Here is a 26,539-nt window from a genome sequence, read left to right on the forward strand (position 1 = left end):
CGGCTCATCTGACCGTCCCGGGGCTGATTTTCAACCGCGCACGCCCATCGAGCACCACAATCCGCTTCTCGAGGTCCGCGCGCATCCGGCCCGCCTGGAAGGTGCCGAGCTTGAGCTGGCCGCTCACTCCGCCGTTCAGCGCGACCTGCCGGGTGCCGAGATCCGCCGAGAGGCTGCTCGCATCGAAGGTTCCGGTCGGGAGCCGGCCGCTGATCCGCCCGGTGCTGCGGACCTGCCGCGCCTTGAGGTCGAGCAGCACGTCACGCGTCAGCAACTGCTCGCCCTCGGGGCCGCTTACCCGGACCGGTCCGCTGACCAGCACGCTCTGCTTGTCGAGGTCGTAGCGACCCTGCAGCGCCTGGATGGTCGCCGGCCCCTGGGCGAGGCCGAGCCTTGCGCGCATTCCCTGGACGTCGACTACCGGCACGTCGCTGGTCTGCTGGATCGCGCTGTTGGCGGTCAGTTCGAACGGCTGCCCCTTGTCGTCGGTCCCGGTGTAGCGGGCCGATTCGATCTTCATCCGCTCCTCGGCCCGGCTGACGTCCTTCTTGTCGAGGATGAAGCTGACCTCGGCCTGCTTGGTCAGCGGGAGAGTCAGGAACACCGCGGCGACGACGCCGACGGCTGAGGGAAGGGCGATCTTCAGCGTTCGCACGAACTTGTCGTGACGGCTTCCGGGCTCGGCCCATTGCTGGTTGCGTGTCCGCTGGATGTTGGCGGCTTCGCTCATCAGCTGTGTGCGAAGATATCCTCTTCCGGCCAGCCGGCGAGATCGAGCTCGGCGCGGGCAGGAAGGAAGTCGAAGCAGGCCTGGGCGAGCGCGGTCCGCCCCTCGCGGGCAAGGCGAAGGTCGAGGCGCTCCTTCAGCGCATGGAGGTAGCGGACATCGCTCGCGGCATAGTCGCGCTGCGCGTCGTTAAGCTCGGGTCCGCCCCAGTCGCTGGTCTGCTGCTGCTTGTTGAGGTCGGTGCCGAGCAGCTCCTTGACCAGTTCCTTTAGGCCATGGCGGTCGGTGTAGGTGCGGATCAGCCGCGAGGCGGTGCGGGTGCAGTAGAGCGGCGCCGCCATGATCCCGAGGTAGTGGCGCATGATCGCGATGTCGAAGCGCGCGAAATGGTAGAGCTTGAGGCGGTCCGGATCGCCCAGCAGCGCCTTGAGGTTGGGCGCGGCATAGTCGCTCCCGGGCGAGAATCGGACCAGATGCTCGTCGCCGCCACCGTCCGACAGCTGCACCAGGCATAGCCGGTCGCGACCCGGGTGGAGCCCCATGGCTTCGGTGTCGACCGCGATCGGCCCCGGTGCAAACAGGTCGGTTCCGGGCAGGTCTTCTTCGTGGAAATGAATGGCCATGGTGTCAGCGAAGGTCCTTAAGCTCGCGCCCGCTTAACCGGTCCTGACCTTGCAGGCGAGACAAACGGCTAGTGAGTGCCGGTTTTTTCCTGTAAGGTCCGCAACGGAAGCATGTCCGCAAGGCCATGTTCGTGACCGGTTGCGCCGTTGAGCCCAGCGCGTTGGTTTGAAGAGAATCAGGGTTCGAGGAAGTTTGCACGGGCATGGGTTACGATCGAGGGCGTAAGGGCGACCGCGGCGGTCGCGGACGCGACAGCAAGGGTGATTTCGGCGGCGGCGGTGGCGGCGATTTCGGCGGTGGCGGCTTTGGCGGCGGCGGTGATTTCGGCGGCGGTGGCGGCGGCTTCGGTGGCGGTGACCGATTCGGCGGCGGCGGCGGTGGCTATCGCGGTGGCGGTGGTGGCGGCGGCTACGGCGGTGGCGGTGGCGGTGGCTATCGCGGCGGCGGTGGCGGCGGCTACGGCGGCGGCGGTGGTGGCGGCGATCGCTTCGGCGGTGGCGGCGGCGGTCGCTTCGGCGGCGGTGGCGGCGGTGGCGGCTTTCGCGGCGGCGGCGCTGGTGGCGGAATGCCCCCGCAGGTCGTCGGCGAAGGCAAGGGCATCGTCAAATTCTTCAACCCGCAGAAGGGCTTCGGCTTCATCGTCCGCGACGACGGCGGTGAGGACGTGTTCGTCCACATCTCGGCGGTCGAGCAGGCGGGTCTCACCGACCTCGCCGACGGCCAGCCGCTCGAGTTCACGCTCGTGGACCGCGGTGGCCGCGTCTCGGCGACCAACCTGCGCATCGACGGCGAGCCGATCGCGGTCGAGCGCGCCGCGGAAGCAGCGCCGCAGCGCCAGCTGACCGGCGAGAAGGCTTCGGGAACGGTCAAGTTCTTCAACGCGATGAAGGGCTTCGGCTTCATCCAGCGCGATGACGGACAGCCGGACGCCTTTGTCCACATCTCGGCGGTCGAGCGGGCCGGAATGACCTCGTTGAACGAGGGCGACCGGCTCGAGTTCGAACTCGAGGTCGACCGTCGTGGCAAGCATGCCGCGGTCAACCTGAGCCCCCTCCAGGGCTAAACCAGACACTCGCGTCGTCAGCGAGGGGCAGAAGGCCCGCCGGGAGCGATCCTGGCGGGTCTTTTTCTTTGTCCGCGAACTACTCCTTGCGGAATGGAAGCTCAGCCGCGAGCGCCTCGAGCTCGGCGGCGACCATCGCCTGCTCGTCGACGAGGAAGCGCGCCACCGCATCGCGGAAGCCCGGATGCGGGATGAAGTGGACGCTGTGGGTCCGCACCGGCTCGTAGCCCCGCGCCAGCTTGTGCTCGCCCTGCGCACCGGCCTGCACCGTCGACCGGCCGTTGGCGATCGCCCACTCGATCGACTGATAGTAACAGAGCTCGAAGTGGAGGAACGGCACCTCCTCCGAGCAGCCCCAGTATCGGCCGTAGAGCGTGTCGTCGCCGACCCAGTTGAGCGCTCCGGCGATCGGACGTCCGTCGCGCTCGGCGAGGAACAGCAGTAGCTGGTCGCCGAGCGACTCCACCGCGGAATCGAAGAAGGCGCGCGTGAGATAGGGGCGGCCCCACTTGCGGCTGCCGGTGTCCTGGTAGAACCCCCACATGGCGTCCATCTCGGAAGCGCCGACCTCGCGTCCGCGCAGGTGGCGGAAGGTCAGGCCGGCGCGGGCCGCCTCGCGCTCCTTGCGCATCGCCTTGCGCTTGCGGCTCGACAGCGCGGCGAGGAAATCATCGAAGGTGCCGTAGCCGCGATCGCGCCAATGATATTGGATCCCGTGGCGCACCAGCCATCCGCGCGACTTCGCCAGCTCGGCCTCGGCCTCATCGAGGAAGGTGACATGGGCGGAAGAGAGGTCGTTCTGGCGGACCACCGCCTCGGCCCCGGCAAGCACCAGTTCCGGCGCCGAGCCGAGCAGCCGACGCCCGACCACCGGGGTGAAGGGCACCGCGATCTGCAGCTTTGGGTAATAGTCGCCGCCGGCGCGCTCCCAGGCGTCGGCCCAGCCCTGGTCGAATACATATTCGCCCTGGCTGTGGCTCTTCAGATAGGCCGGCGCGCCGGCGACGACCTTGCCGTCCTGCTCGACCAGCAAGGGGAGCGGGCTCCAGCCGCTGCCCTCGCCGACGCTGTCCGATCGCTCGAGCAGGCTCAGGAAGGCATGGGAAAGGAAGGGGTCGGCCGCCTCGGCAAGGCCGTCCCATTGCTCCGGGGCGATCTGCGCGACCGAGTCGCTGATTCGGATGCTGGGCGGGTCACGGTCGGCCATCGCCCTCCCAGATAAGTGCATCCACCTGATCCGAAAGGGTGCGGCGCTGTTCGGCGGTGCGGACGGTCCATGCGTAGACGGGCTTGCGCCGGCGCTCGCGGGCGACCCATCCGCGTTGAGCCGTGCCGCGCTGGACCGCAAGGAAGTCGGGCTCGGCAAGGCGGAGCGCAATTGCGCGCCGGACGGGTCCCAACTTGTCTCCGACTACCAGTCCGCGGCGCCAGCCGGGCAGCTTGTTCTTCACCAGCCGGATGAGCCGCGGCTCGAAGCTCATCACGCCGAAGCGGCCGTGGTAGCCCGCAAGCGCGCTGGCGAGTGCCGGGGGCCATCGCCAAAGGTCGCGCTCGACCTTTACCTCAAGCAGCAGCGGGACTTGGCCCCTGACCAGCCGAAGCAGGCCCTCGAGGGTCGGCAATGGCGCGCCGCCGACCCGCAGCGCGCCTAGCTCGGCGAGTGACGAGCGTCCGATCACGGCGGGATCGGCACACAGCCGAAGCGCATCCGAATCGTGGAAGACGACGATCCGGTCGTCGCGGGTGAGCCGGAGATCGCACTCGATCCCCGCGCCCGCCGCGATCGCGGCGGCGAAAGCGCTCAGGCAGTTCTCGGGAGGATCGTCGCCCGAGTGCAGACCGCGATGGGCAAAGCCCGCCGGTCCCGGATCGAGCGGATCAGTCGCGGACCTCGACAATCGCGTCCACCTCGACGGCAACCCCCAGCGGAAGGGTCGGAACGCCGACCGCCGAGCGGGCGTGGCGGCCCGCTTCGCCGAAGATGTCGAACATGAGGTCGGAAGCGCCGTTGGCGACCTTGGGCTGGTCGGTGAAGTCGCCCGCCGAATTGACGAACACGCCGAGCTTCACGATCCGGCTGACCCGGTCGAGCGAGCCGACCGCCGCCTTGATCTGCGCCACCAGCATCAGCCCGCAGCGACGCGCCGCCGCCTGGCCCTCTTCCAGCGAGACACCGTCTCCAAGCCGGCCGGTGATCAGGCTGCCGTCCTCGGCGAAGCTGATCTGGCCCGAGATGTGGAGCAGGTTTCCGGTCAGCACCGCGGGCACGTAGGACGCGACCGGAGCTGCAGGCTGGGGAAGGGTGATGCCGAGTTCGGCGAGACGCTGGTCGATGCTCATGGCGGCGCGAGTGGCTTCTTCAGGCGGCAAGGTCAAGATTGGCGGTCCATCGCGAAGCCGGCCCAGCTCTGCCGGACCGGCATCAGCTCGAGCGAGTTGATGTTGAGGTGGGCGGGCCGGCTCGCCACCCACAGGATGGTCTCGGCCAGGTCCTCGGCGGTCATCGGGTCGAGCCCGGCGTAGAGCGCGTCCGACGCGGCCTGGTCGCCGCCGTTGCGGACGAGGGTGAACTCGGTCTCGGCCATCCCCGGCTCGATCGAGGTCACCCGTACCCCGGTCCCGGCGAGGTCATTGCGCAGGGCCAGGCCGAACTGACGGACGAAGGCCTTGCTCCCGCCGTAGACCGCGCCGCCGCGATAGGGGTAGTTGCCCGCGACCGAGGACAGGTTGACCACCAGGCCCTTGCGCTCGATCAGCCGCGGCAGGCAGGCGCGGGTCAGCGCGACCAGGCCGGAGATGTTGGTCTCGAGGACCGTCTCGAGATCCTCCCACTTGCTGTCCTGGAGATCGGACATGGGCGGGGCGAGGCCGGCATTGTTTATGAGGCAGTCGAGCCCGCTCCACTCGCCCTCCAGCGCCGCCAGCCGCTCCACTGCGCCCAGGTCGCGCATGTCGACCACCAGCGGCAGGAAAGCCGCGCCGAGTTCCTCCTGAAGCGCCTGCAGGCGATCTTCGCGGCGGCCGGTCCCGACCACCTTCCAGCCAGCGGCGACGAAGGCGCGCGCGGCGGCGGCTCCGATTCCCGCGGTGGTCCCCGTGATGAGAGCGGTCTTCATGAGGCGCGGCCTTCCAGTCGTTCGAGGATCCAGGGGGTCGCCGAAGCCCAGTCGTCGATCCGGGCATGGGCGTGTTCGGCGGGCGCAGTCGCGGCGGCGAGCGTCGGCTCGGCGATCATGTGCAGCCGGAAGGTGTCGGGCGAATGTTTCGCGACCGAGGCATGATGAACGGCGAGGTCGTCGACGAACACGCTCCGGCCGGCGCCATGCCGCGCGATGATCGATTTCAGCGGCTCGCCCTTGCCGCCGCGGTTGCAGACCACCTCATGCGCGATCCCGAATCGGGCGAGCTGCTCGATCCGACCGTCGCGCGATTCCTCGCCGAGGTTGGTGAGCACGACGATGTCGGCCTTCTCGCCGATCGTGCCGAGCGCCTCGACCGCGCCAGGAACAATGGTCTGGCGGTGCATCTCGGTCTCGAAGAAACCCCACAGCAGCTCCCAGACGCGCTCGCTCGGCACCCGCTCGCCGCCGTCGCGGAACTTGAGCGCGCCGGCCATGTCGCCCTCCTCGGGCCGGAAGAGGATGGCATGCTCCTCCTCAAGCCAGCCGGAGAAATGGCGGACCATGTGCAGCAGCACCTCGTCGCAGTCGGTAATCAATATGGGTCGGTTCATGCCTCGAGAGCGCTCCGGGCGGCGACCAGTTCCTGCGGCTTCCGGCCCATCGCCTCGGCGACCGCGAGAAGGTCGGGCTCATGGTCCTCGAGGAAGCGGAGCACCGCGACGAGCACGTCGGGCTCGGCCGCCCGCTCGCGCAGGTCCGACGGGCTGAGACCGGTCAGATCGAGGAGCCGCGAGGCCCGTGCATCGTCCCCCAGGGAGACGGCCAAGGCGGTCAGGGCAACTTCCGTCGGGTCGCCGTCGTTTACGGACCTTCGCATGATCGCCTATAAGATGGTGGTGAGGAGCAGCTAGCCATGGCCAGGATCCTGGTTGTCGAGGACAATGCCCTCAACATCAAGCTGTTCTGCGACCTCCTTTCGGCGCACGGCCACGAGGCGCGTCCGGTGACCGACAGCCGCGTCGCGCTCGAGACTGCGCGCGAATTCCAGCCCGAGCTGGTCATCACCGATATCCAGCTGCCCTACGTCAGCGGCCTCGACCTCATCCGCCAGATCCGGGCCGAGCCGAGCCTTGCCGAGGTGCCGATCATGGCGGTGACCGCTTATGCGGGGAATGGCGACGACGACCGAATCCGCGCCGCGGGCGCGCAGGCCTATGTCTCCAAGCCGATCTCGGTGGCGCGCTTCGTCGCCGAAGTGAGCGCATTGCTGCCCAAGGAAGTGCCGGCGGCGGTCTGACCCGTCGCCTTCGCCATGCCCAGGCCGCGAACGCAGAAAAGGGCGCCGAAGCGCCCTTGAACCGCTGTTCGCGGCTGGTTCTGCCAGGCCGGCTCGAAAGCCGCCCAGAAGATTACTTGATCTTCGCTTCCTTGAACTCGACGTGCTTGCGCACGACGGGATCATACTTGCGGAAGGTCATCTTCTCGGTCGTGTTGCGCGGGTTCTTCTTGGTCACGTAGAAGAAGCCGGTGTCGGCCGTGCTCACGAGCTTGATCTTGACGGTTGCCGGCTTGGCCATCGTTTTGCGTCCGCTTGGGAATTGAAAAGCAAAGAGCGACGCCAAGAGCGCCGCCCGTTCGGCGTGGCCAATGGCCGCGCCGGGCTGACTTGTCAAGATCACGTAGCCGTCAACCGCCAGTCACGAGAGAGGCTTAGGCCCCTGTTTACCGGGCGGGCGCATCCTCGCCCCAGGCATGGAGGTGAAGATGGGTGATTCGCTGCGCGATCTGCAGGTCCGGCTTCTCGATCTCAAGAGCCGCGCGGCGCGGCTGAGCCCGCTCGATATCCACGCCCGGATGGACGAGATCAGGGCCGAGGCCGATCGCGGCGGCTATGACGCGCTCGAGGGCCTGGCCCGCCTGTCCTCGCAGCTGGCGCTTCTGCCCGGCTGCCGGGTGGCGACCGGTGCCTGCCTCGATCATGCCGGCGACGCGCTTGCCGCCGCCTCCGCCGCCGAGCGCCAGGCAGTCCTTGCCGCGGTCGCGCTTCGCCTGAACTAAGGGTCGTTACGGACCCGCGCCCTCCCTCGCGCATTGAGCGGGGATGCGCGCCTTCTCGCAGTTGCTCGATGCCCTGGTCTACACTCGCTCGCGGCTGGCCAAGCTCAAGCTGATCGGTGACTATCTCCAGCGCACCCCCGATCCCGACCGGGGCCTCGCGCTCGCCGCCCTGACCGGCACGCTCGACATTCCGCACGTCAAGGGCGCGGTCATCCGGGCGCTCGCGTCGGACCGGGTCGATCCGCTGCTGCTGCGGATGAGCCACAATTATGTCGGCGATCTCGCCGAGACCGTGTCGCTGCTCTGGCCGTCGCCCGAGGGCGAGCTCGACGACGGCACGATCAGCATTTCGGAAGCGGTCGGCCGGCTTCGCGCCGCGAGCCGCTCGGACGCGCCGGCGGTGCTCGCGGCGATGCTCGACCACCTCGATGCCAGCGGCCGTTACGCACTGCTCAAGCTCGCCACCGGCGAGCTTCGCGTCGGGATCAATGCGCGCAACGCCAAGCAGGCCTTCGCCGACGCCTTCGAGGTGGATGTCGAAGCGGTCGAGGAAGTCTGGCATGGCCTGAAGCCGCCCTATCTCGAGCTGTTCGCCTGGGGCGAGCGGCGTGGCCCGCAGCCGACCGCCAAGGACGTGCCGGTGTTCCGGCCGTTCATGCTCGCCCATCCGCTGGAGGATGCCGAACTCGACCTCGACGCCTATGCCGCCGAGTGGAAGTGGGACGGCATCAGGTTGCAGATCGTCCATGCCGGCGGCGAGACGAGGCTCTACAGCCGCACCGGCGACGACGTCACCCGAAGCTTCCCCGAGGTCGCCGAGGCGTTCCGGACGCCGGCCGTGCTCGACGGCGAACTGCTGGTGCGCGGGGCGGGGCAGGGGCTCGACGAGCATGGCGGGTCGGCGGCGAGCTTCAATGCGCTCCAGCAGCGGCTCGGTCGCAAGGTCGTCTCGGCCAAGACCCGCGACGAATATCCCGCCTTCGTCCGTCTCTACGACCTCCTGTATGACGGGACCGAGGACCTTCGTCCTCTGCCCTGGTCCGAGCGCCGAGCTCGGCTCGAGGCCTTCATGGGGCAGCTCGACCCCGAACGCTTCGACCTCTCCTCGCTGATCGAGGCGAAGGACTTTGGCGAGCTGGCCGAGATCCGCTCGGGCGCACGCGACGCGGCGATCGAGGGCATGATGCTCAAGCGCCGCGACGCGCCCTATGTCGCGGGACGCCGGGTCGGCCTGTGGTACAAGTGGAAGCGCGATCCGCTGACCGCCGACTGCGTGATGATGTACGCCCAGCGCGGCTCGGGCAAACGCTCGTCCTTCTACTCGGACTTCACCTTCGGCTGCTGGAACGAGGAGGGCGAGCTGCTGCCCGTCGGCAAGGCCTACATGGGCTTCACCGACGAGGAGCTGAAGTGGATGGACCGATTCGTCCGTCGCCACACGGTGCAGCGATTCGGGCCGGTTCGCGAGGTCGAGAAGACGCTGGTGCTCGAGGTCGCGTTCGATTCGATCCATCTCAGCAAACGCCACCGGTCGGGACTGGCGATGCGCTTTCCCCGAATCAGTCGAATCCGCACCGACAAGCCTGCGCACGAGGCGGACAAGGTGGCGACGCTGCTCGGAATGGTGACCTAGAGCGCCTTTTCGAGGACGACGAACTCGAGGTCCTCGAACAGCGCTCCTGCCTGGGGCCATTCCTCGTAGGGGAAAGGGCGTCGCTCGCCGGTCGGACGATAACCCCGGCGCTCGTAGAAACTCAGCAGCTCGCGGCGGCGGCTGAAGACCTGCATCTCCATCTCCCCGGCACCGAGCACCTCGCGGGCATAAGCTTCCGCGGCGGCGAGCAGGCGCTTGCCGAGGCCGCTGCCCTGGCTTGCCGGATCGACCGTCAGCATGCCGAGGTAGACCCGGTCGCTGCCGAGCGGGACCAGCCGGACGCAGGCGCGAATGGAGCCGCTATCGCGCCAAATGAGCAGCCGGTCGCCCGAATCGAGAAAGCCCTGGAGTTCCTCGACGCTGGTCCGCGGGCCGGTCAGCAGGTCGGCTTCATGGCTCCAGCCCGCGCGCGCCGTCTCGCCGCGATAGGCCTGTTCGACCAGCGCACGCAGTTCGGGAAGGTCGCCGGCGCCCGCCTGTTCAAGCCGCATGGACCGCCACCTCCCGTTCGCCCTCGGCGCTGGCACGGCCGCGATACATGCCGCGGGTCGTATAGCCCCACGCCGCCTCGCCCGACGGCGCGACCGCGATCATCCCGCCCTTGCCGCCGAGCGCCAGCACGTCGGCGAGGACATCGTCGACCGCGTCCTGCAGAGATTCGCCGGCAAGCCGCATCCGCGCTCCGACCTCGTGCGCCGCCGCAGCACGGATGAACAGTTCGCCCGCTCCGGTACAGCTCACCGCGCAGGCGCGGTCGTCGGCATAGGTGCCGCTTCCGATCAGCGGCGAATCGCCGATTCGGCCGAAGCGCTTTGCAGTCAGCCCGCCGGTCGAGGTCGCCGCCGCGACATGACCGTCCCGGTCGACCGCGACCGCACCAACCGTTCCATATTTGACGTCGAGGTCAAACCCGGCTCCGCTTGCGAGCACCTTGTCGAGCGCCTCGCGCCGGGCCGGGATCTCGAACCAGGAAGGGTCAACCGTCTCGAGCCCGCGAGTCGCTGCGAACTCCTCCGCCCCATCGTGCGACAGCATCACGTGCGGACTGTGGTCCATGACGGCGCGGGCCGCGCCGATCGGATTGCGGACCGTGGTGAGCCCGGCGATCGCGCCTGCATGGCGCTCGCGTCCTTCCATGATCGCGGCATCGAGTTCGATCTTTCCCTCGGCGGTGAGGACGCTGCCACGCCCGGCGTTGAAGGCGGGATCGTCCTCGAGCACTCGGACCGCGGCCTCGACCGCGTCGACCGCCGAGCCACCGCCCTTCAGCACCGCCTCGCCGGCATCGAGCGCGGCGTTGAGCCCGGCCCGCCCGGCGGCCTCTTCCTCCGTGCTCAACTCCAGCGCACCGGAGCCGCCATGTACTACCAGGGACCAGTTCGTCATGCCCGCTCCCTAGCCGCGCACCTCCCCCTTGCACAATGTATCGAGAACATATAAAAGTGATATCAGATAAGGGGAGTTCGATCATGAGTGACAGGGGACAAAGCAATCTCAATGCCAGCGTCGAGCGGCCGGCGCGGACCTTCAGCGGCTATCTGATGCTGCTTCTGCTGCTGGTCGGCATCATCGTCCAGGTCGCCGGGATCGCCGGGCTGGTCGGAGCGGAGGACGTCGGTCCGCCGCTGGCGGTGGCGGCGGTGATCGTCGCGCCGATCGCGTTGCTCTTCATCCTGTGCGGCTTCTACATGCTGCAGCCCAACCAGGCCGCAGCCATCACCCTGTTCGGAAGCTATCGCGGGACCGACCGCGCGACGGGCCTGCGCTGGGTCCTTCCGTGGGAGATGCGGCGCAAGATCTCGGTCCGTTCGAACAACTTCATCTCCGAGCGGATCAAGGTGAACGACCTTCGCGGCAATCCGATCGAGATGGCGGCGCAGGTCGTCTGGCGGGTCACGGATACCGCGCAGGCGCTGTTCGACGTCGACGATTACAAGGCGTTCGTCGCGGTTCAGGTCGAGGCCGGGATCCGCGCCATCGGCTCGCGCTATCCGTACGACGATTTCGAGCACCTCGAAGTGACGCTGCGCGGCAACCACGACCAGGTCGGTGACGAGCTCCGGGCCGAGCTCAATGCCCGGCTGACGGTCGCCGGCATCCATGTCGACGAATGCGGCTTCACCCACCTCGCTTATGCTCAGGAAATCGCCGGCGCGATGCTTCGCCGTCAGCAGGCGCAGGCGGTTGTCGCCGCCCGCAAGACGCTGGTCGAGGGTGCGGTCGGCATGGTCGAGATGGCGCTTGCCATGCTCAGCGAGAAGAATGTCGTCGAGCTCGACGACGAGCGCCGCGCCGCGATGGTGTCGAACCTGATGGTCGTGCTGTGCGGCGAGCGCGACACGCAGCCCGTCGTCAACACCGGCAGCCTGTACCAGTAAGCGGTCATGGCGGAGCGCAAGGCCTTTCCCCTGCGAATCGACGCGGAGCTGTGGGCCGCGGTCGAGCGCTGCGCGACGGCCAACATCCGCTCCGCCAATGCCGAAGTCGAATGCCTGCTTCGCGAGGCGCTCAAGGCGAGGGGGGTCAAGCTTGCGCCCCCGCAGCCGGTCAAGCGCGGACGCCCACCCAAGGAGAGTGAATGATGCTGAGCCTGTTGCTTGCCGCCGCAGCGATCGCTGCCGCTCCACCGCGCTCCTCAGAACTTCGCGCCGGCCCGAACGACTCACTGGCTGGAACACTGCTGCTGCCGAGCGGGAAGAGCCGGGCGGCGATGGTCATCATTCCCGGATCGGGTCCGACCGACCGCGACGGCAACAATCCGGCCGGAATCAAGGCGGCCAGCTATCGCAAGCTGGCGGAAGCGCTGGCGGAGAAGGGCATCGCCACCGTCCGGATCGACAAGCGCGGCATGTTCGGGAGCGCCGCGGCGGGCAATCCGAACACGGCGACCTTCGCCGAATATGATTCTGACTTGCGCGCCTGGGTCGACAAGACCCGCAAGGCCTCGGGACAGAAGTGCGTGTGGGTCGCCGGGCACAGCGAGGGCGGGCTGGTCGCGCTTCGTGCCGCCGATGCGCCAGGGGTCTGCGGCGTGGTCCTGCTCGCCGCGCCGGGCGAAACGCTTGGGCAAACCATTCGCAAGCAACTCCGCGCCAACCCCGCCAATGCGCCGTTCCTGGCTTCGGCCGAGGCGGCGCTGACCGAGCTCGAAGCCGGGCGGAAGGTGTCGGTCGACGGCATGCATCCGGCGCTGGCCCAGAGCCTGTTCAACCCCGCGGTCCAGGGCTTCATGATCGAGCTCTTGAGCCAGGACCCGTCCAGGCTCGCGACGGCGGTCCGACGCCCGATGCTGATCGTCCAGGGTGGGCACGACGTGCAGGTCGGGCTCGCCAATGGCGACGCGCTGAAGAAGGCGGCTCCAAGGGCTTCCTACGTCCTCTTCCCTGCGATGAGCCATGTCCTCAGCGACGGCCCGGCGGAGCGCGCCGCCAACCTCGCCACCTATGCCGAGGCCGATCGGCCGCTCACCGCCGGCCTCGCCGACCGGGTGGCCGCCTTCGTGACGGGAGCCAAGTGATGGAAGACCCCTGGTTCACCTATTTCCGCGGGCGCGGCAGGATCCAAATCACGCCGCGCAACGCCAAGGGCTGGGCGACGCTGGTCGGCTTTGTCGTGCTGGTGAGCGTTCCTGCGATCTTCCTCAGCCCCCTCCTCAACCGGGGCCTGTGGATGCTGGTACCCTTTCTGACGCTGCTGGCGCTGCTCACCTTCGGCTTCATCCGCTTCGCCATTTCGAAGTCGGAGCGGATCGACCTCGACATGAGCGCCTCCGAGCTGGAGGAGTTCAGGGCGTGGAAGCGGCGCGGCAAGCGCTAGGGCGCTTGGGCTTCTAGCTGCCGCTGCGCCGCCGCTCCGGAGCCTTGCCGAGGAGCAGCGCGTCGTCGAGCATCCGGGCCAGCCGGAGACCGCCGGCAAGCACCTGGCGGCGGACCGGCGGGATCAGCGCCTGCAGTTTCTCTTCGGTGAGCACCGGCCGTTCGTCCTTGCCGAGCTTGCGGCAGGGATCGCCGAGAATGCTGGTGTAGGCGAGGTCGCGGCTGTTCTCCCACGCGTCACGGCTCCAGTCCTCGACCGTGCCTCCGGCGAGCCTTGCCTTCTCGGCCGGGCTGACACCCGAGAGAAGACCCTTGAGCCCGCCCGGCGGAGACGTCACCGCGCGCTCCGGGATCCAGCCGTCCCAGATGCCATGAAGGTTGGTGCGGCCGGCGACGACGCCATAGGCGACCGGCACCTGGTTGCCGCCGAGGTCGCCGCGATCGCCGCCGTGCATCGGCTGGGCGAGGTCGCCGACGAAGTGGACGAGATAGGCCAGCGCTATCACCCGCTCGCGCTTCGGAAGCTTGGGATCCGCCAGTAGCCGGGCATTGCGCTCGATCTGCGCCGACACGCAGTTGCCGTCCTTGCACGCTTCCTTGAGGCTGAAGGGCTTGCACACGTTGACGTTCTGATAGTGCCAGCTCGACTGATAGCTGAAGCGATCGCCCAGCGGCTTGATGCAGTCGGCCCACAGACTCGCCTGCTCGAGCGTTGCGGTCGGGCACTCGGCGGTTTCGAGCAGGCCGCCGTCCCTGAGGATGGCACGCAGCCTCACCCGTGTCTCGGGCTTGACCTCGGACCAGGCGATGCTGGCCACCATTTTGTGGGTATATTCCCAATAGGCCGCGGCGGGCGCGGCGACGGTCAGCGCGAGCAGCGCTGCAAGCATTCGGAGGATCGGCACGCGCCGCCCTTAGCGCCCTGAATCAGCGGGCGAAAGCCTGCCTTGGCGCTGTCACGCTCGCAGCCTATATGGCGGTGCATGTCCGCAATCCGTCCGTGGCGCACGATCGAGCGCCGGAACTGCCGCCAGATCATGGTCGGCAACGTCCCCGTTGGCGGCGATGCGCCGATCACCGTCCAGACGATGACCAACACGCCGACCGCCGACGCGCGGGCGACGATCGACCAGATCCGCCGCTGCGAGGAAGCGGGGGCCGACATCATCCGGGTCTCCTGCCCCGACGTCGAGAGCACCACGGCGCTCCGCGAGATCGTTCGCGCCGCGCAGGTGCCGATCGTCGCCGACATCCACTTCCACTACAAGCGCGCGCTCGAGGCCGCCGACGCCGGCGCCGCCTGCCTCCGGATCAACCCGGGCAACATCGGGAGCAGCGAGCGGGTGGCCGAAGTCGTGCGCGCGGCCAAGGCCAACGGCTGCGCGATCCGGATCGGGGTCAATGCCGGAAGCCTCGAGAAGGATCTCCTCGAGAAATATGGCGAGCCCTGCCCCGAAGCGCTGGTCGAAAGCGCACTCGACCATATCCGCCTGCTCGAGGACCACGACTTCCGTGAATATAAGGTCGCGGTGAAGGCCAGCGACGTGTTCCTCGCCGTGGCCGCCTACCAGGACCTCGCCGCGCAGGTCGACTGCCCTCTCCACCTCGGGATCACCGAGGCGGGCGGGCTGATCGGCGGCACCGTCAAGAGCTCGATCGGGCTCGGCATGCTGCTGTGGAGCGGGATCGGCGACACGATCCGGGTCTCGCTTTCGGCCGAGCCGGAGGAGGAGGTGCGGGTCGGCTACCACCTGCTCAAGGCACTCGGCATCCGTAACCGCGGCGTGCGCGTCGTCTCCTGCCCATCCTGCGCGCGGCAGGGCTTCGACGTCATCCGCACGGTCGAGAAGCTGGAGGAGCGGCTGCAGCACATCCGCACCCCGCTGTCGCTGTCGGTGCTTGGCTGCGTCGTCAATGGGCCGGGCGAGGCGCGCGAGACCGACATCGGGATCACCGGCGGCGGCAATGGCCGGCACATGGTCTACCTGTCGGGCGTCACCGACCACCATGTGCAGGACGAGAACATGATCGACCACATCGTCCGGCTGGTCGAGGCCAAGGCCGCCGAGATCGAGGCCGCCACCGTCGACGAGCCGGTCGCGGCCGAGTAAGTCTCGCCGCCCGGCTTGCGCCGGGCCGCGCATTCTCTAGGCCGCGTCCATGACCGCGCCGCGTTCCTCCGCCATCCTTGCCTTCGCGGTGGCGACCCTCGGCATTGCGCTCTTCTCGGGCATGGATGCGGTGATGAAGGGGCTGGTGCTCGCCATCGGCGTCTATTCGACCATGCTGTGGCGCAGCTTCGCCGGGGTTGTCATGGCAGGGGCCGGCTATGCTGCCGGCTGGAAGCGCTGGCCCGAGCGGCGTGTCCTTCGCCTCCATGTCGAGCGTGGGGTGCTGACGAGCTTCATGGGGCTGCTGTTCTTCTGGGGCATCGGTCACGTGCCCCTGGCGCAGGCGATCGCCCTCGCCTTCATCGCGCCGCTGATCGCGCTTTACCTCGCTGCGGTGCTGCTTGGCGAAGAGGTCGGCAAGCGGACGGTCGGCGCATCGGTCATCGCCTTTGCCGGCGTGATCGTCATCTTCGTGGGCCAGGCCCGCGCCGACCTTGGCCGCGACGCGCTGCTTGGGAGCCTAGCCATCCTCGCCTCGGCAATACTCTACGCGATCAACATCATCATGATGCGGCGGCAGAGCCAGGCGGCCGGCCCTCTGGAAATCGCCTTCTTCCAGAATCTGACGGTGACCGCCGTTCTGCTGACCGGCCTGCCGTTCGTCGGTACCAGTGCACCGGCGGCAACGCACTGGCCGGCGCTGCTACTTGCCGCGGTGCTGTCCACGGCCTCGCTGCTGCTCCTGTCCTGGGCCTATGCGCGGGCTGAGGCGAGCTATCTGGCGGCGACGGAATATACCGCGTTCCTGTGGGCTGCCCTCTTCGGGTGGCTGGTATTCGGCGAGCATCTGTCGCCGTTCACGCTTGCCGGCGCCTCGCTGATCGTCGGCGGCTGCCTCCTTGCCGCGCGCAGCCCGCAGGCGGCCAATCCGCACCTCGAAGCCGCACCCTGATCACCGGCCGGTGGTGCACTCGCGGGCGTGAGGCACTAGGGAAGGGCGATGGCCTGGTTCCTGCTCATACTCGGCGGCCTGTTCGAGGTCGGCTTCACCACATCGCTGAGGTTCGTCGACGGCTTCCGCAACCTGCCCTGGACGCTCGCCTTCCTGGTCAGCGTGACGCTGTCGATGGGCCTGCTCGAACGCGCCTCGCGCGACATTCCGATGGGCACCGCCTACGCCGTGTGGGGCGGAATCGGCGCGATCGGGACGGTGGCGGTCGGCATGCTCTTCTTCGACGAGCCGTCGACCACCATCCGGCTGCTGCTGATCCTGGTGATCGTCGGCGCGATCGCCGGGCTGAAGCTTACGGCCTGACCTGCTGGCGCCCGAGTGCCGGGGCATATTCGGGCGCTTCCTCGATACTCGGCAGGAAGCGCGGCCGCGGAAGCTCGCCCCGAGCCAGCTCATAGGCATTGCCGAGCGCGAGCAGCCTCGCGTCCGACCAGCGAGGACCAACGAAGCTCAGTCCCACCGGCAGTCCGCGCAGCAGGCCCATCGGGACGGTCAGGTGCGGATAGCCTGCGACCGCCGCCATCGATCCGACGTTGCCGCCGCCGCTCGACACGTCGCGGTTCACGACATCGATCTTCCACGCCGCCTGGTAGGTCGGAAAGACCAGGGCGACCGCCTTGTTCTCGGTCAGCAACCGGTCGAGGTCGGTCGTGGCGATGCGCAGGCTGTTCGCCCGCGCCTTCCTGTAGGCGGGGTCGTCGACGCCCCTGGTCTTCTCCGCCATCTCGAAGATTTCCTGCCCGAACAGCTGCATCTCCGCCGCGGCCTGGGCCTTGTTGAAGGCGATCACCTCGGCCAGCGTTTTCGGGATCGCCGCCGGGCTGCTCGCCAGATAGGCGTTGAGGTCGGTCTTCAGCTCCGCGACCAGCACCTTGAACTCGTCGTCGCCGAAGTCGCCGGTGGGTTTGAACTCCTTCACTTCGACGACATCCGCCCCCGCACCTTTCAGCGCGGTGACGGCGGCGTCGAACAGCGCTTCGGTTCCAAAGCCGCCGGCGAAGCGGAGCACGGCGATTCGCTGCCCCTTGAGTGCATCGGGGGAAAGGCCGGCAGCGAAGTCGGAACGGTGCCCGTCCGCTTGCGCGGTCGCCGGGTCGGCGGGATCGCTTCCCGTGATGACGTTCATCAGCTCGGCCGCCTGCCGCACGGTGCGGGTCATCGGCCCGGCCGTGTCCTGCGAATGGCTGATCGGCACGATATGCGTGCGGGAGACGAAGCCGAGGGTCGGCTTCAGGCCGACCACCCCGTTGAAGCTGGCCGGGCAGGCGATCGAGCCGTCGGTCTCGGTCCCGATCGCATAGTCGACATAGCCCGCCGCGACCGCCGCCCCGCTGCCGCTCGAGCTGCCGCAGGTGTTGCGGTCGAGCGCCCAGGGGTTGCGGGTCTGCCCACCGACCGCGCTCCAGCCTGAGATGGAAGTGGTCGAGCGGATGTTCGCCCACTCGCTGAGGTTGCTCTTGCCGAGGATCACCGCGCCGGCTTCGCGCAGGCGGGTAATGATCGGCGCATCGCGATTGGTGGTGTTGGCGGCCAGCGCCAGGCTCCCGGCGGTGGTCGGCATCCCGGCGACCTCGACATTGTCCTTGATGAGGATCGGCCGGCCGCGCATCGGGCCCCTCCCCGGCGGCGCACGGTCGACTCTGGCAGCCTGGTCGAGCGCGGTGGGATCGAGCGCGATGACTGCCTGAAGTACGCGGTCGTTGGCGGCGATCCAGCCTTGCGCCGAGCGGACGCTTTCCACCGCCGACAAGCTCTCCAGCCGGGGTGGGCCCGGCGGCGGCGGGGCCGCCATGACCGGCGCCGTGCCGTCCTCGAGATCATCGAAGCCGGGACTGACCGCGATCGTCGTACAGCCTCCGAGCAGCAGGGCGGCGAGAGGCAGTAGGCGCATACCGTTGGTCAAAGCATCGCTCCCGTTGGTCGAAAGGGCAGGTGGCAAGACATTTCAGGTTCAGCGCAGGGCGGCAAGCCGCGTGGCTCCTTCTTGTCCTCCCGAGTGTTTGCCAGAACCATGATCCGTCCGCTCCTGCTTTCCTCTGCCGCGATCCTTGCCGTCCCCGCCCAAGCGCAGGATGCGCCGCCGCCCGTCGCCACGGCTCCGGTGCCACCTCCCGCGGCCCAGACCGTTCCCCCGGTCGCGGCGGAGCCGGTCGTCTCGACGACCTCGGCGCAACCGGCCGACGCGCAGCCGGCGGAGGGCAGCGAGGAGGAAGAGGAAGCGGTCGACCAGGAGATTACCGTCACGGGGCAGCGACCGCGCGGATCGGTGGTCGGCAACATCCCGGCGGAGAATGTCCTCGACAGCCGCGACATCCGGGCGACCGGCGCGACCAGCATTTCGGAACTGCTCGATTCGGTTGCGGCGCAGACCGGGAGCGCGCGCGGACGCTCGAGCGGGCCGCCGGTGGTGCTGCTCAACGGCCAGCGCATCTCGGGCTTCCGTGAGCTCCGCGACCTCCCCCCCGAGGCGATCCAGCGGATGGAGATCCTGCCCGAGGAAGTCGCGCTCAAGTATGGCTATGCGGCCGACCAGCGGGTGGTGAACATCGTGCTCCGCCGCCGCTTCAACTCGACGCAGGTCGAGGTCGGCGGCCGGGTTGCGACCGATGGCGGCTATGCGACGGGCCGCGCCGACGTCGGCAAGCTGATGATCCGCGACAACATGCGGACCTCGGGCAACCTCAGGGTCGAGGGCAACAACCCGCTCTACGAGAGCGAGCGCGACATTGCCCTTCGCGCCGGCGAGACGGTCGACAGCCGCCCCTTCCGGACGCTCACCGGCGCCGGGCAGACGGTGCGGCTGTCGGGCACCGTCAGCAGGCCGGTCTCCAAGGTCTTCAGCGGCACGCTGACGGGCGAGGCGGAGCGCCGCCGCGGAAGCAGCGGGCTCGGCCTGCTCGACGGCGACTTCCTGTCCCGCCGCACCAACAGCGACACGCTCGGGCTCGGCGGATCCTTGAACGGGCAGATCGATCGCTGGCGCCTGTCGGCGACCGCCAACGCCGAGCGGGTGCGGAGCGAAGCCGATACCGAGCTGACCGGCGATCTCAGCCGCTCGACCCGCCAGTCGCTGGTGCTCGACGGCACCGCCAACGGGCCGCTGCTCACCCTTCCGGCCGGAACCGCCAACGTCACTTTGAAGGTCGGGGCGAGCGCGCTCGGGATCGACAGCCGAAGCCGCCGCAGCGGTGTGCCGGCCTCGGCCGACCTCAGCCGCCGGATCCTAGAGGGCTCGGCCAACGTCGACCTGCCGCTCACCGAGCGCGCGTCGTCGATCGGCCGGCTGACTGCCAATGTGAATGGCGGGCTCCGTCGCCTGAGCGACTTCGGGACGCTGTCCTCGCTCGGCGCGGGGCTCAACTGGTCGCCGGTGCCGCGGCTCAGCTTCCTGACCAGCTGGACCCGGGAGGAGGGCGCGCCCTCGCTCCAGCAGCTCGGCGATCCCCTGCTCGAGACCAGTGGCGTGCCGTTCTTCGACGCGGTGCGCGGCGAGACGGTGACGGTGACGACCCTTACCGGCGGCAACCGCAACCTCGATTCGGACCGCCGCAACGTGTTCAAGGTCGGCGGCAACTGGCAGCCGCTGGAGGATCCCGACCTTCGCCTCCGCGCCGAATATGTCCGGCAGAGCATCGATTCGCCGCAGATCGGCTTCCCCGCGGTCACCCCGGCGCTGGCGGCAGCCTTCCCCGACCGCTTCGTGCGCGACGGGAGCGGGCGGCTGGTCAGCGTCGACCTTCGTCCGGTCAATGCCGAACGCTCGCGCCGCCAGACCTTCCGCTGGGGCTTCGACTTCACCAAGTCGCTTCGGACCGAGCGACCGTCGCCGGCGACGATCAACCGGCTGGTCGACCGGGCCCGCCAGCAAGGGCTCATTCCTCCCGGCGCGGGACCGCGCGGGGCGGGAGCCACGCCTCCGGCTCCGGGCACTCCCGGCGCAACACCGCCGGCCGATGGTCAGCCGCCCGCCGCCACTGCTGACGGAGCGCCGCGCGGCGCGGGCCGCGGCGCCGGTGGCGGTGGAGGTGGTGGCGGCGGCTTCCGGTTCGGCGGTGGCGGCGGCGGGGGCGGCGGGCCGTTCGGCGGCGGCGGCCGCGGCGGGCGCCTGACCCTGTCGGCGACCCACACGGTGACGCTTGCCGACGAGCTCGTGATCGGGCCGGGTCTTCCGGTGCTCGACTATCTCGATGGCGAGGCGAGCGGCGCGACCGGCGGGCGGGCGCGCCACCAGGTCGAGGTCGAGGGCGGCTACTACAACAACGGGCTCGGCCTTCGCCTGTCGGCCGACTGGCGCAGCGCGACCAGGGTATTCAGCGCCGGCGACGACCTGCGCTTCTCGCCCTACGCGACCTTCGACCTCCGGCTGTTCGCCAATCTCGGCGAGCGCCTGGACCTCGTCACCAAGGCGCCCTTCTTCCGCGGCAGCTCGGTCCGGCTGGAGATCAACAACATCTTCAATGCCCGGCCGCAGGTCGACGGCATCGGGACGATCCCCTTCGCCTATCAGGCGGACCGGCTTGAGCCGATCGGGCGGACCGTGGGGATCAGCTTCCGCAAGCTGTTCATCCCGCTTCGCTTCGTCCGCCGCGCCGGCCAGCAGGGGCAGGCCGGCAACCGCTAGACATAAAAAGACCCGCGGAGGCCGGAGCTTCCGCGGGTCTTTTCGTCCGGTCTGGCCTCAGAAGCCTTCGCGCTTGGCCCGCTCGAGCCCGTCGACGATCACCTTCATCGCGTCCTCGCGTCCGCCCCAATGGCCCACCCGGGTCCACTTTTCGGGCTCGAGGTCCTTATAGTGGGTGAAGAAGTGGGCGATCTGGTCGAGCACGATCGGCGGCAGGTGATCGCCCTCGCTGATGTCGGTGTAGTAGGGCGAGGTCTTGACCTCGGGCACCGCCAGCAACTTCTCGTCGCCGCCGGCCTCGTCCTCGAGGAAAAGGACCGCGATCGGCCGCGCGCGGACGACGCAGCCGGGCATGAACGGCCAGCGGCTCATCACCAGGCAGTCGAGCGGATCGCCATCCTCGCCCAGCGTGTGGGGCACGAAGCCGTAGTTCGCCGGGTAGCGCATCGCGGTGTGCAGGATGCGGTCGACGAAGATCGCGCCCGACGTCTTGTCGAGCTCATACTTCACCGGTTCGCCGCCGATCGGCACTTCGATCACGACGTTGATGGACTCGGGCGGGTTGGTCCCCGCCGGCACGAGATCTAGGTTCACTTTGGCTCCAGAAGGATATCGAGTGCGCCCTTGGTCTTTCCGACCTTGGTAAAGCGCGGATAACGCAGGCCGTCCGCATAAGGGATCGCAACCGTGCGAACGGCATTGCCGCGCTTGTAGGTCAGCCGGATAGGCGCGGTAGTGCCCTTGGCATCGCGAATGACGTTGCGCAAGGCGTCGTCCGAATAGGCGCGCTCTCCGATCGCCACCAGTTCGTCGCCCGTGCGAAGCGCTGCGGCAAAGGCCGGGCTGCCCCATTTCACCCCGGTCAGCTTGCCGCCCTTGGCCGTGAAGCCGAGCGAGTAGCTTAGGTCGACATTGCCGCCGAGCGCCTCGCGCGCCTTCCAGGCCGAGGTCGGCTCGTCGGTGTAGGTGAGCTGGTAGCCCGAGCGGGTGAAGCCTTCGAGCGGCGCCCGTGGACGGACCTGATCGACCCGCTCGTGGAGGAAGGTCGTCCAGTCGTAGGGATGGATGCGGTTGAGCGTCGCGATGACATCCTCGCGGGTGTAGGTGACCGTGCCCCAGTCGCCGTCGCGGATGCCGAAGAAGGCCTTGGCGAAATCGTCCATGCCACGCCGGTTCTTGGTCCCGCTGCGGATGATCGCATCGGCCTCGAGCCAGATCAGCATGCCCTCGTTGTAGTAATCCTCGGAGCGCTGATAGCTGCCCCAGGGTTCGGGCGCGCGGTTCTGGATGATCGGATCGTTGGTGGTGTCGAGCAGCGGGCGCCAGGCCTTTCCGGGCTGGGTGTCGAGCCCGGCCGCGGTCATCGCGAGCCGGTCGAGGATGTCCTGCTTCGAGGTCATCCCGCCGCGCGCCTCGAGAACCGTGCCCCAGAATTGCGTCTGACCCTCGTAGACCCACAGCAGGCTGTTGCGCATCGGGGTCTGGTAGTCGGGCGTGAACAGGTCCGCACCGCGGCGGAACTTGCCGTCCCAACTGTGCACGAACTCGTGCGGGAAGACGTTCCGGTCGTACATCCGCTTGTCGTACTCGGTGTAGTAGCCGAGCGAGGAGTCGATCTCGGTCGAACGGTGATGCTCGAGGCCGATGCCGCCGAGTTCGTCGGTCACCGCGTTGAGGAAGTCGTAGTGGTCGTAGTGGCGGGCTCCGAACAGCTTGATCGCCTGGTCGACCATCCCGCGGTGCTTGGCGAGCACGTTGGCCGGGATCTTCAGCTCCTCGGGCGCGTCGGCGACGCTGTTGAGCGTCACGCCATGGCCGAGGTCGTCCTTGCGGAAGTAGCGGCCGGCAAAGACCGGCGAATCGACCAGAGTCTCGTAGGAGACGGTGCCGTAGCGGATGCGGTTGCCGCTACCAGCGGCGGCACCGTTCGGGCGCAGCGCCGTCGCCGCCTGCCAGCCGGTGGGAAGGACCAGGGTCGCCTCGACCGGAATCCGCCGGGTGTAATAGCCCGCCGGATAGAGCGAGACATTTTCCCACTGCACGTTGGTGATCGACGGAGTCATCACGATCCGGCCCTGGTTGGGCTGGGTCGGGGACACGAACTGGAAGCGGGCCTCGATCGCGCGGGTGCCGGCGGGGACGTTGACGCGGTAGCCGCTGGTCTCGACCGTGTCGCGGACCCAGGGGAGGATCGCGCCCTCGGCGGTGCGAATCTCGAGACCGGCAAGCTTGTCGGGCTTCTGATCGGGGCCATGGGCACCGGGAAGCCAGCGCGGGAGCAGCAGGACGAGGTCGCCCGCGGCCGCCACCGGGATGAGCTGGCGGACCTTCATGATCGCCCGGTCGCTGTCCGTGACGTCGACCTCGAGCTGCATCGTCCCGGGATAGGGAACGTCGCGGGCCGCGGGCACGCTGTAGACGGGAGGGATGGCCAGTGGAGCGCTGTTCTGCGCGAAGGCGGCGGTGGAAGCGGCCAGTGCCGCGAGCAGGACCAAGTTACGCATGGCATCCGCCTAGCCATCGGCGCCGCCACCCGCTAGTGGCGGCGCGCAGATAAATGGCTCAGATTTCCACTCCCCAACCGATCCGCGGCATGCAGTCGCTCCTTGGCGAAGAGGCCGACCGCTTCGCGCATGTCGTCGCGACCTTCGATCGCGTCCGGCGCCTGTTCGGATTCAAGCGGGTCGAACTGCCGGTGCTCGAGCCGACTGCGGTCTTCGCCCGCTCGCTCGGCGAGACGACCGATGTCGTCTCCAAGGAGATGTATTCGTTCGAGGATCGCTCGGGCGACAGCGTCACCCTCCGCCCCGAGTTCACCGCTGGGATCGCCCGGGCTTTCCTGACCGAGGGCTGGCAGCAGTTCACGCCCCTGAAGGTCGCGACCCACGGTCCGGCCTTCCGCTACGAGCGGCCGCAGAAGGGCCGCTTCCGCCAATTCCACCAGCTCGACGCCGAGATCCTCGGCGCCGGCGAGCCACAGGCCGATGTCGAGGTGCTCTGCTTCGCCGACCAGCTGCTGCGCGAGCTTGGGCTCGGCGACACGGTGGTGTGCAAGCTCAACACGCTCGGCGATCCGGCGACCCGCTCGGCCTGGCGCGACGCGCTTCATGGCCACTTCGCCGCGCACCGTGCCGACCTCAGCGAAGACAGCCGCGACCGGCTCGACCGCAACCCGGTCCGGATTCTGGACAGCAAGGCGCACCAGGACTGGCCGATCGTCGATTCGGCGCCGGTCATCGACGACTATCTGACGAGCGAGGCGAGCGACTTCTTCGCCGCGGTGACCTCGGGCCTCGATGCCGCCGGCGTGCGCTGGGAACGGGCGCCGCGACTGGTGCGCGGGCTCGATTACTATCGCCACACGGCGTTCGAGTTCGTCACCGACGCGCTCGGCGCGCAGGGCACGGTGCTCGCGGGTGGGCGCTACGACGGGCTGATCGAGGCGCTCGGCGGCCCGCACACGCCGGCGATCGGCTGGGCCGCCGGCATCGAGCGGCTAAGCATGATGATCGACGCGCCGGCCGTGGAAGCGCCGCTGGCGGTCATCGTGCCGATGGGGACGGCGGCCGAGCAGGCCGGAGTGCGCATCCTGGCCGAGCTTCGCCGCTCGGGCATCACCGCCGACATGGGTCTGCGCGGCAACATGAAGAAGCGCATGGCGCGCGCTGCTTCGTCGGGCGCCGCCCACGTCATCATCCTCGGGGAGACCGAGGTCGAGAGCGGGACCGCGCAGGTGAAGGACCTCGCCACGGGCGAGCAGCGCGCGGTTGCCTTCGACATGCTTCACGCGGCGCTTAGCGCATGACCCAGATCTCGTCCGAGCGGATCGCCCAGATCGAGGCGAAGCGGCAGGAACTGTCCGAGGCAATGGCCGCCGGAGACCTCGCGCCCGACGCCTTCGTCCGGATCAGCAAGGAATATGCGCAGATCGAGCCGGTCGCGGCCGCCGCGCGCGAGGTCCGCCGTCTCCGCGCCGAGCGCGAGAGCCTCGGCGCGATGACCCGCGACGGCGACGAGGAACTGCGCGCCATGGCCGCCGAGGAGCTTTCCCTCATCGAGGAGAAGCTGCCCCAGGCCGAGCGCGCGCTGGCGCTGCAGCTGCTGCCCAAGGATTCGGCCGACGAGCGCGCGGCCATGCTCGAGGTTCGTGCCGGAACCGGCGGCGACGAGGCCGCGCTGTTCGCCGGCGACCTCCTGCGCATGTACCAGCGCTTCGCGGACGAGAGCGGCTGGAAATTCGAGCTGATCAGCGCCTCGCAGTCGGAGGTCGGCGGCTACAAGGAGGCAGTGGCTTCGATCAACGGCAACGGCGTCTTCGCCCGGCTCAAGTTCGAAAGCGGCGTGCATCGCGTCCAGCGCGTGCCCGCGACCGAGAGCGGCGGCCGGATCCACACCTCGGCGGCCACCGTCGCCGTGCTGCCTGAAGCCGAGGAAGTCGACGTGCAGATCGACGACAAGGATCTGCGCATCGACGTCTACCGCTCGTCGGGACCCGGCGGGCAGTCGGTCAACACGACCGACAGCGCGGTCCGCATCACCCACTTGCCGAGCGGGCTGGTTGTCATCCAGCAGGACGAGAAGAGCCAGCACAAGAACAAGGCCAAGGCACTGAAGGTGCTCCGGACCCGCCTGTTTGAGCTTGAGCGCGAGCGGCTCGCCAACGAGCGCGCGGGTGCACGCAGGAGCATGGTCGGGTCGGGCGACCGCTCCGAGCGGATCCGAACCTACAATTTTCCCCAGGGGCGGGTGACCGACCACCGGATCAACCTGACCTTGCACAAGCTTCCCGAGATTCTCGAGGGACCGGGCCTGCGCGAACTCACCGAGGCGCTGATCGCCGAGGACGAGGCGCAGCGACTGGCGGGGCTCGAAGAGGCGTGAAGCCCGTCGAGCGCGCGCTGCACGAGGCGGTCCGCCGGCTGCCCTCCTGCACCGACACGCCGCGGCTCGATGCCGAACTGCTGATGGCGCATGCGCTCGGGATCGAGCGCGACCGCCTGATCCTGTCGCCGCCCGAGGGGCCGGTCCCCGAAAGCTTCGCCGACTATCTCGACCGGCGCTGCGCAGGGGAGCCGGTCGCCTACATCGTCGGTCGTCGCGCCTTCTGGAACATCGAGCTGGAGGTCGGGCCAGGCGCGCTCATCCCGAGGCCCGACAGCGAAACCCTCATCTCCGCCGCGATCGAGCATTTCGCCGGGAGCTACGGTCCCGAGCGTATCCTCGACCTCGGCACCGGTCCCGGGACGCTGCTGCTAGCCGCGCTCGACCAATGGCCGCGCGCGACCGGGGTCGGGATCGACCGAAGCGCCGAGGCCCTCGCCTATGCCCGCCGCAACTCCGACCGGCTGGGGCTTTCCCCGCGGGCGCACTTCCGCCGCGGCAACTGGGCGGACGGCGTGACCGAGCGCTTCGACCTGCTGCTTTGCAACCCGCCTTACGTCGCCGCCGATGCCGAGCTCGGGCCGGGCGTCGCCGAGCACGAGCCGGCGGAGGCCCTGTTCGCGGGTCCCGACGGCCTCGACGACTATCGCCGGCTGGCTCCCGAGATCGGCCGCCTGCTCGCGCCGGGCGGGTTCGCGGCGATCGAGATCGGCTTCGACCAGCGCGACAGTGCCGCCGCGTTGTTCGCCTCGCACGGCCTGATCCCGACGCTGGTCCGCGACCTTGGCGGGCGGCCCAGGGTCCTCACCATAGCGGCCCCACAATAAGGGCTTGGAAAAGGCGGCGGCGAC

The 26,539-nt window shown here is 68.8% G+C and carries 30 protein-coding genes; 15 read left to right on the forward strand and 15 right to left on the reverse strand.

The window, feature by feature from the left end:
* Window positions 1–4: 4 nt before the first annotated feature.
* Together lptC and ABD727_RS01215 are read right to left on the reverse strand one after the other, a co-directional pair.
* Window positions 5–730 (reverse strand): LPS export ABC transporter periplasmic protein LptC, encoded by a 726-nt coding sequence (gene lptC / locus ABD727_RS01210; protein ID WP_344705570.1) that lies wholly within the window; start codon window positions 728–730, stop codon window positions 5–7.
* A complete protein-coding gene (locus ABD727_RS01215) occupies window positions 730–1,350 on the reverse strand; it encodes a ribonuclease D (RefSeq protein ID WP_344705571.1) in 621 nt (206 codons plus the stop codon). Before ABD727_RS01215 ends, lptC begins: the two co-directional genes overlap by 1 nt.
* Before the next feature lie 203 nt (window positions 1,351–1,553).
* Between ABD727_RS01215 and ABD727_RS01220 the strand changes: the two genes are divergently transcribed.
* Complete coding sequence (locus tag ABD727_RS01220; protein ID WP_344705572.1) at window positions 1,554–2,414, forward strand: cold-shock protein; 861 nt, start codon at window positions 1,554–1,556, stop codon at window positions 2,412–2,414.
* A 79-nt stretch (window positions 2,415–2,493) separates the two neighbouring features.
* On the opposite strand, the gene ABD727_RS01225 is transcribed toward ABD727_RS01220, so the two are convergent.
* The 6 genes from ABD727_RS01225 to ABD727_RS01250 are packed head-to-tail and all read right to left on the reverse strand — an operon-like array spanning window position 2,494 to window position 6,413.
* Window positions 2,494–3,621, reverse strand: coding sequence for a GNAT family N-acetyltransferase (locus ABD727_RS01225; protein ID WP_344705573.1), 1,128 nt, complete (start codon window positions 3,619–3,621; stop codon window positions 2,494–2,496).
* Window positions 3,608–4,312, reverse strand: coding sequence for a glycerophosphodiester phosphodiesterase family protein (locus ABD727_RS01230; RefSeq protein WP_344705574.1), 705 nt, complete (start codon window positions 4,310–4,312; stop codon window positions 3,608–3,610). The genes ABD727_RS01225 and ABD727_RS01230 overlap by 14 nt, the downstream gene beginning before the upstream one ends.
* A complete protein-coding gene (locus ABD727_RS01235; RefSeq protein WP_344705575.1) occupies window positions 4,293–4,754 on the reverse strand; it encodes a RidA family protein in 462 nt (153 codons plus the stop codon). Before ABD727_RS01235 ends, ABD727_RS01230 begins: the two co-directional genes overlap by 20 nt.
* A 32-nt stretch (window positions 4,755–4,786) precedes the next feature.
* On the reverse strand, window positions 4,787–5,530 hold the full coding sequence (locus tag ABD727_RS01240; protein WP_344705576.1) for an SDR family NAD(P)-dependent oxidoreductase: 744 nt from the start codon (window positions 5,528–5,530) through the stop codon (window positions 4,787–4,789).
* On the reverse strand, window positions 5,527–6,147 hold the full coding sequence (locus ABD727_RS01245) for an HAD family hydrolase (protein ID WP_344705577.1): 621 nt from the start codon (window positions 6,145–6,147) through the stop codon (window positions 5,527–5,529). The genes ABD727_RS01240 and ABD727_RS01245 overlap by 4 nt, the downstream gene beginning before the upstream one ends.
* A complete protein-coding gene (locus tag ABD727_RS01250) occupies window positions 6,144–6,413 on the reverse strand; it encodes a DUF3572 domain-containing protein (protein ID WP_344705578.1) in 270 nt (89 codons plus the stop codon). Before ABD727_RS01250 ends, ABD727_RS01245 begins: the two co-directional genes overlap by 4 nt.
* 36 nt (window positions 6,414–6,449) lie before the next feature.
* On the opposite strand from ABD727_RS01250, the gene ABD727_RS01255 reads away from it, so the two are divergent.
* Window positions 6,450–6,833, forward strand: coding sequence for a response regulator (locus tag ABD727_RS01255; protein WP_344705579.1), 384 nt, complete (start codon window positions 6,450–6,452; stop codon window positions 6,831–6,833).
* 112 nt (window positions 6,834–6,945) lie between these two features.
* Here ABD727_RS01255 and rpmG read toward each other — a convergent pair whose 3' ends face one another.
* Window positions 6,946–7,113, reverse strand: a complete 168-nt coding sequence (gene rpmG, locus ABD727_RS01260; protein WP_160736254.1) for a 50S ribosomal protein L33 — start codon at window positions 7,111–7,113, stop codon at window positions 6,946–6,948.
* A gap of 187 nt (window positions 7,114–7,300) precedes the next feature.
* Here rpmG and ABD727_RS01265 point away from each other — a divergent pair, with 187 nt between their 5' ends.
* Both ABD727_RS01265 and ABD727_RS01270 read left to right on the forward strand, forming a co-directional pair.
* Window positions 7,301–7,594 (forward strand): hypothetical protein, encoded by a 294-nt coding sequence (locus ABD727_RS01265; protein WP_344705580.1) that lies wholly within the window; start codon window positions 7,301–7,303, stop codon window positions 7,592–7,594.
* Between the two features lie 43 nt (window positions 7,595–7,637).
* Window positions 7,638–9,227, forward strand: coding sequence for a cisplatin damage response ATP-dependent DNA ligase (locus ABD727_RS01270; protein ID WP_344705581.1), 1,590 nt, complete (start codon window positions 7,638–7,640; stop codon window positions 9,225–9,227).
* Here the strand turns inward: ABD727_RS01270 and ABD727_RS01275 are convergent.
* Together ABD727_RS01275 and ABD727_RS01280 are read right to left on the reverse strand one after the other, a co-directional pair.
* Window positions 9,224–9,739, reverse strand: a complete 516-nt coding sequence (locus tag ABD727_RS01275) for a GNAT family N-acetyltransferase (RefSeq protein WP_344705582.1) — start codon at window positions 9,737–9,739, stop codon at window positions 9,224–9,226. The two genes, ABD727_RS01270 and ABD727_RS01275, sit on opposite strands and share 4 nt — an antisense overlap.
* A complete protein-coding gene (locus ABD727_RS01280) occupies window positions 9,729–10,634 on the reverse strand; it encodes an isoaspartyl peptidase/L-asparaginase family protein (RefSeq protein WP_344705583.1) in 906 nt (301 codons plus the stop codon). The genes ABD727_RS01275 and ABD727_RS01280 overlap by 11 nt, the downstream gene beginning before the upstream one ends.
* Before the next feature lie 83 nt (window positions 10,635–10,717).
* Between ABD727_RS01280 and ABD727_RS01285 the strand changes: the two genes are divergently transcribed.
* From ABD727_RS01285 to ABD727_RS01300, 4 genes are read left to right on the forward strand one after another with little or no spacing between them, the layout of a single operon-like run.
* Complete coding sequence (locus ABD727_RS01285; protein WP_344705584.1) at window positions 10,718–11,626, forward strand: SPFH domain-containing protein; 909 nt, start codon at window positions 10,718–10,720, stop codon at window positions 11,624–11,626.
* A 6-nt stretch (window positions 11,627–11,632) separates the two neighbouring features.
* A complete protein-coding gene (locus ABD727_RS01290) occupies window positions 11,633–11,830 on the forward strand; it encodes a type II toxin-antitoxin system antitoxin (RefSeq protein WP_344705585.1) in 198 nt (65 codons plus the stop codon).
* Window positions 11,830–12,765: an alpha/beta hydrolase gene (locus ABD727_RS01295; protein WP_344705586.1), complete on the forward strand. Its 936-nt coding sequence runs from the start codon at window positions 11,830–11,832 to the stop codon at window positions 12,763–12,765. The genes ABD727_RS01290 and ABD727_RS01295 overlap by 1 nt, the downstream gene beginning before the upstream one ends.
* The gene (locus ABD727_RS01300; protein WP_344705587.1) at window positions 12,765–13,064 is read left to right on the forward strand and encodes a hypothetical protein; all 300 of its coding nucleotides are present in this window, start codon (window positions 12,765–12,767) and stop codon (window positions 13,062–13,064) included. The genes ABD727_RS01295 and ABD727_RS01300 overlap by 1 nt, the downstream gene beginning before the upstream one ends.
* A gap of 13 nt (window positions 13,065–13,077) precedes the next feature.
* Here the strand turns inward: ABD727_RS01300 and ABD727_RS01305 are convergent, their stop codons facing one another.
* Window positions 13,078–13,968, reverse strand: a complete 891-nt coding sequence (locus tag ABD727_RS01305) for a S1/P1 nuclease (protein WP_344705588.1) — start codon at window positions 13,966–13,968, stop codon at window positions 13,078–13,080.
* A gap of 78 nt (window positions 13,969–14,046) precedes the next feature.
* On the opposite strand from ABD727_RS01305, the gene ispG reads away from it, so the two are divergent.
* The 3 genes from ispG to ABD727_RS01320 are packed head-to-tail and all read left to right on the forward strand — an operon-like array spanning window position 14,047 to window position 16,489.
* On the forward strand, window positions 14,047–15,174 hold the full coding sequence (gene ispG / locus ABD727_RS01310; RefSeq protein ID WP_344705589.1) for a flavodoxin-dependent (E)-4-hydroxy-3-methylbut-2-enyl-diphosphate synthase: 1,128 nt from the start codon (window positions 14,047–14,049) through the stop codon (window positions 15,172–15,174).
* A gap of 49 nt (window positions 15,175–15,223) precedes the next feature.
* Window positions 15,224–16,126 (forward strand): DMT family transporter, encoded by a 903-nt coding sequence (locus ABD727_RS01315; RefSeq protein WP_344705590.1) that lies wholly within the window; start codon window positions 15,224–15,226, stop codon window positions 16,124–16,126.
* 48 nt (window positions 16,127–16,174) lie between these two features.
* On the forward strand, window positions 16,175–16,489 hold the full coding sequence (locus ABD727_RS01320) for a DMT family transporter (protein ID WP_344705591.1): 315 nt from the start codon (window positions 16,175–16,177) through the stop codon (window positions 16,487–16,489).
* Here ABD727_RS01320 and ABD727_RS01325 read toward each other — a convergent pair.
* Window positions 16,479–18,077 carry an amidase gene (locus ABD727_RS01325; protein ID WP_344705592.1) on the reverse strand — a complete coding sequence of 533 codons (1,599 nt, stop codon included), beginning with the start codon at window positions 18,075–18,077 and terminating at the stop codon, window positions 16,479–16,481. The two genes, ABD727_RS01320 and ABD727_RS01325, sit on opposite strands and share 11 nt — an antisense overlap.
* Before the next feature lie 120 nt (window positions 18,078–18,197).
* Here ABD727_RS01325 and ABD727_RS01330 point away from each other — a divergent pair, with 120 nt between their 5' ends.
* Window positions 18,198–20,807 (forward strand): TonB-dependent receptor plug domain-containing protein, encoded by a 2,610-nt coding sequence (locus ABD727_RS01330; protein ID WP_344705593.1) that lies wholly within the window; start codon window positions 18,198–18,200, stop codon window positions 20,805–20,807.
* 57 nt (window positions 20,808–20,864) lie between these two features.
* Here the strand turns inward: ABD727_RS01330 and ppa are convergent, their stop codons facing one another.
* A complete protein-coding gene (ppa, locus tag ABD727_RS01335) occupies window positions 20,865–21,401 on the reverse strand; it encodes an inorganic diphosphatase (protein WP_344705594.1) in 537 nt (178 codons plus the stop codon).
* Window positions 21,398–23,311 carry a M61 family metallopeptidase gene (locus ABD727_RS01340; RefSeq protein ID WP_344705595.1) on the reverse strand — a complete coding sequence of 638 codons (1,914 nt, stop codon included), beginning with the start codon at window positions 23,309–23,311 and terminating at the stop codon, window positions 21,398–21,400. Before ABD727_RS01340 ends, ppa begins: the two co-directional genes overlap by 4 nt.
* Window positions 23,312–23,364: 53 nt before the next feature.
* Between ABD727_RS01340 and hisS the strand changes: the two genes are divergently transcribed.
* The 3 genes from hisS to prmC are packed head-to-tail and all read left to right on the forward strand — an operon-like array spanning window position 23,365 to window position 26,515.
* Window positions 23,365–24,612, forward strand: coding sequence for a histidine--tRNA ligase (gene hisS / locus ABD727_RS01345; RefSeq protein ID WP_344705596.1), 1,248 nt, complete (start codon window positions 23,365–23,367; stop codon window positions 24,610–24,612).
* Window positions 24,609–25,688, forward strand: coding sequence for a peptide chain release factor 1 (prfA, locus tag ABD727_RS01350; RefSeq protein ID WP_344705597.1), 1,080 nt, complete (start codon window positions 24,609–24,611; stop codon window positions 25,686–25,688). The genes hisS and prfA overlap by 4 nt, the downstream gene beginning before the upstream one ends.
* Entirely contained in the window at window positions 25,685–26,515 is an 831-nt protein-coding gene (prmC, locus tag ABD727_RS01355) for a peptide chain release factor N(5)-glutamine methyltransferase (protein WP_344705598.1), read from the forward strand. The genes prfA and prmC overlap by 4 nt, the downstream gene beginning before the upstream one ends.
* Window positions 26,516–26,539 lie beyond the last annotated feature (24 nt).

It is taken from the genome of Sphingomonas swuensis, assembly GCF_039538045.1.
Taxonomy (GTDB): Bacteria; Pseudomonadota; Alphaproteobacteria; order Sphingomonadales; family Sphingomonadaceae; genus Sphingomicrobium; species Sphingomicrobium swuense.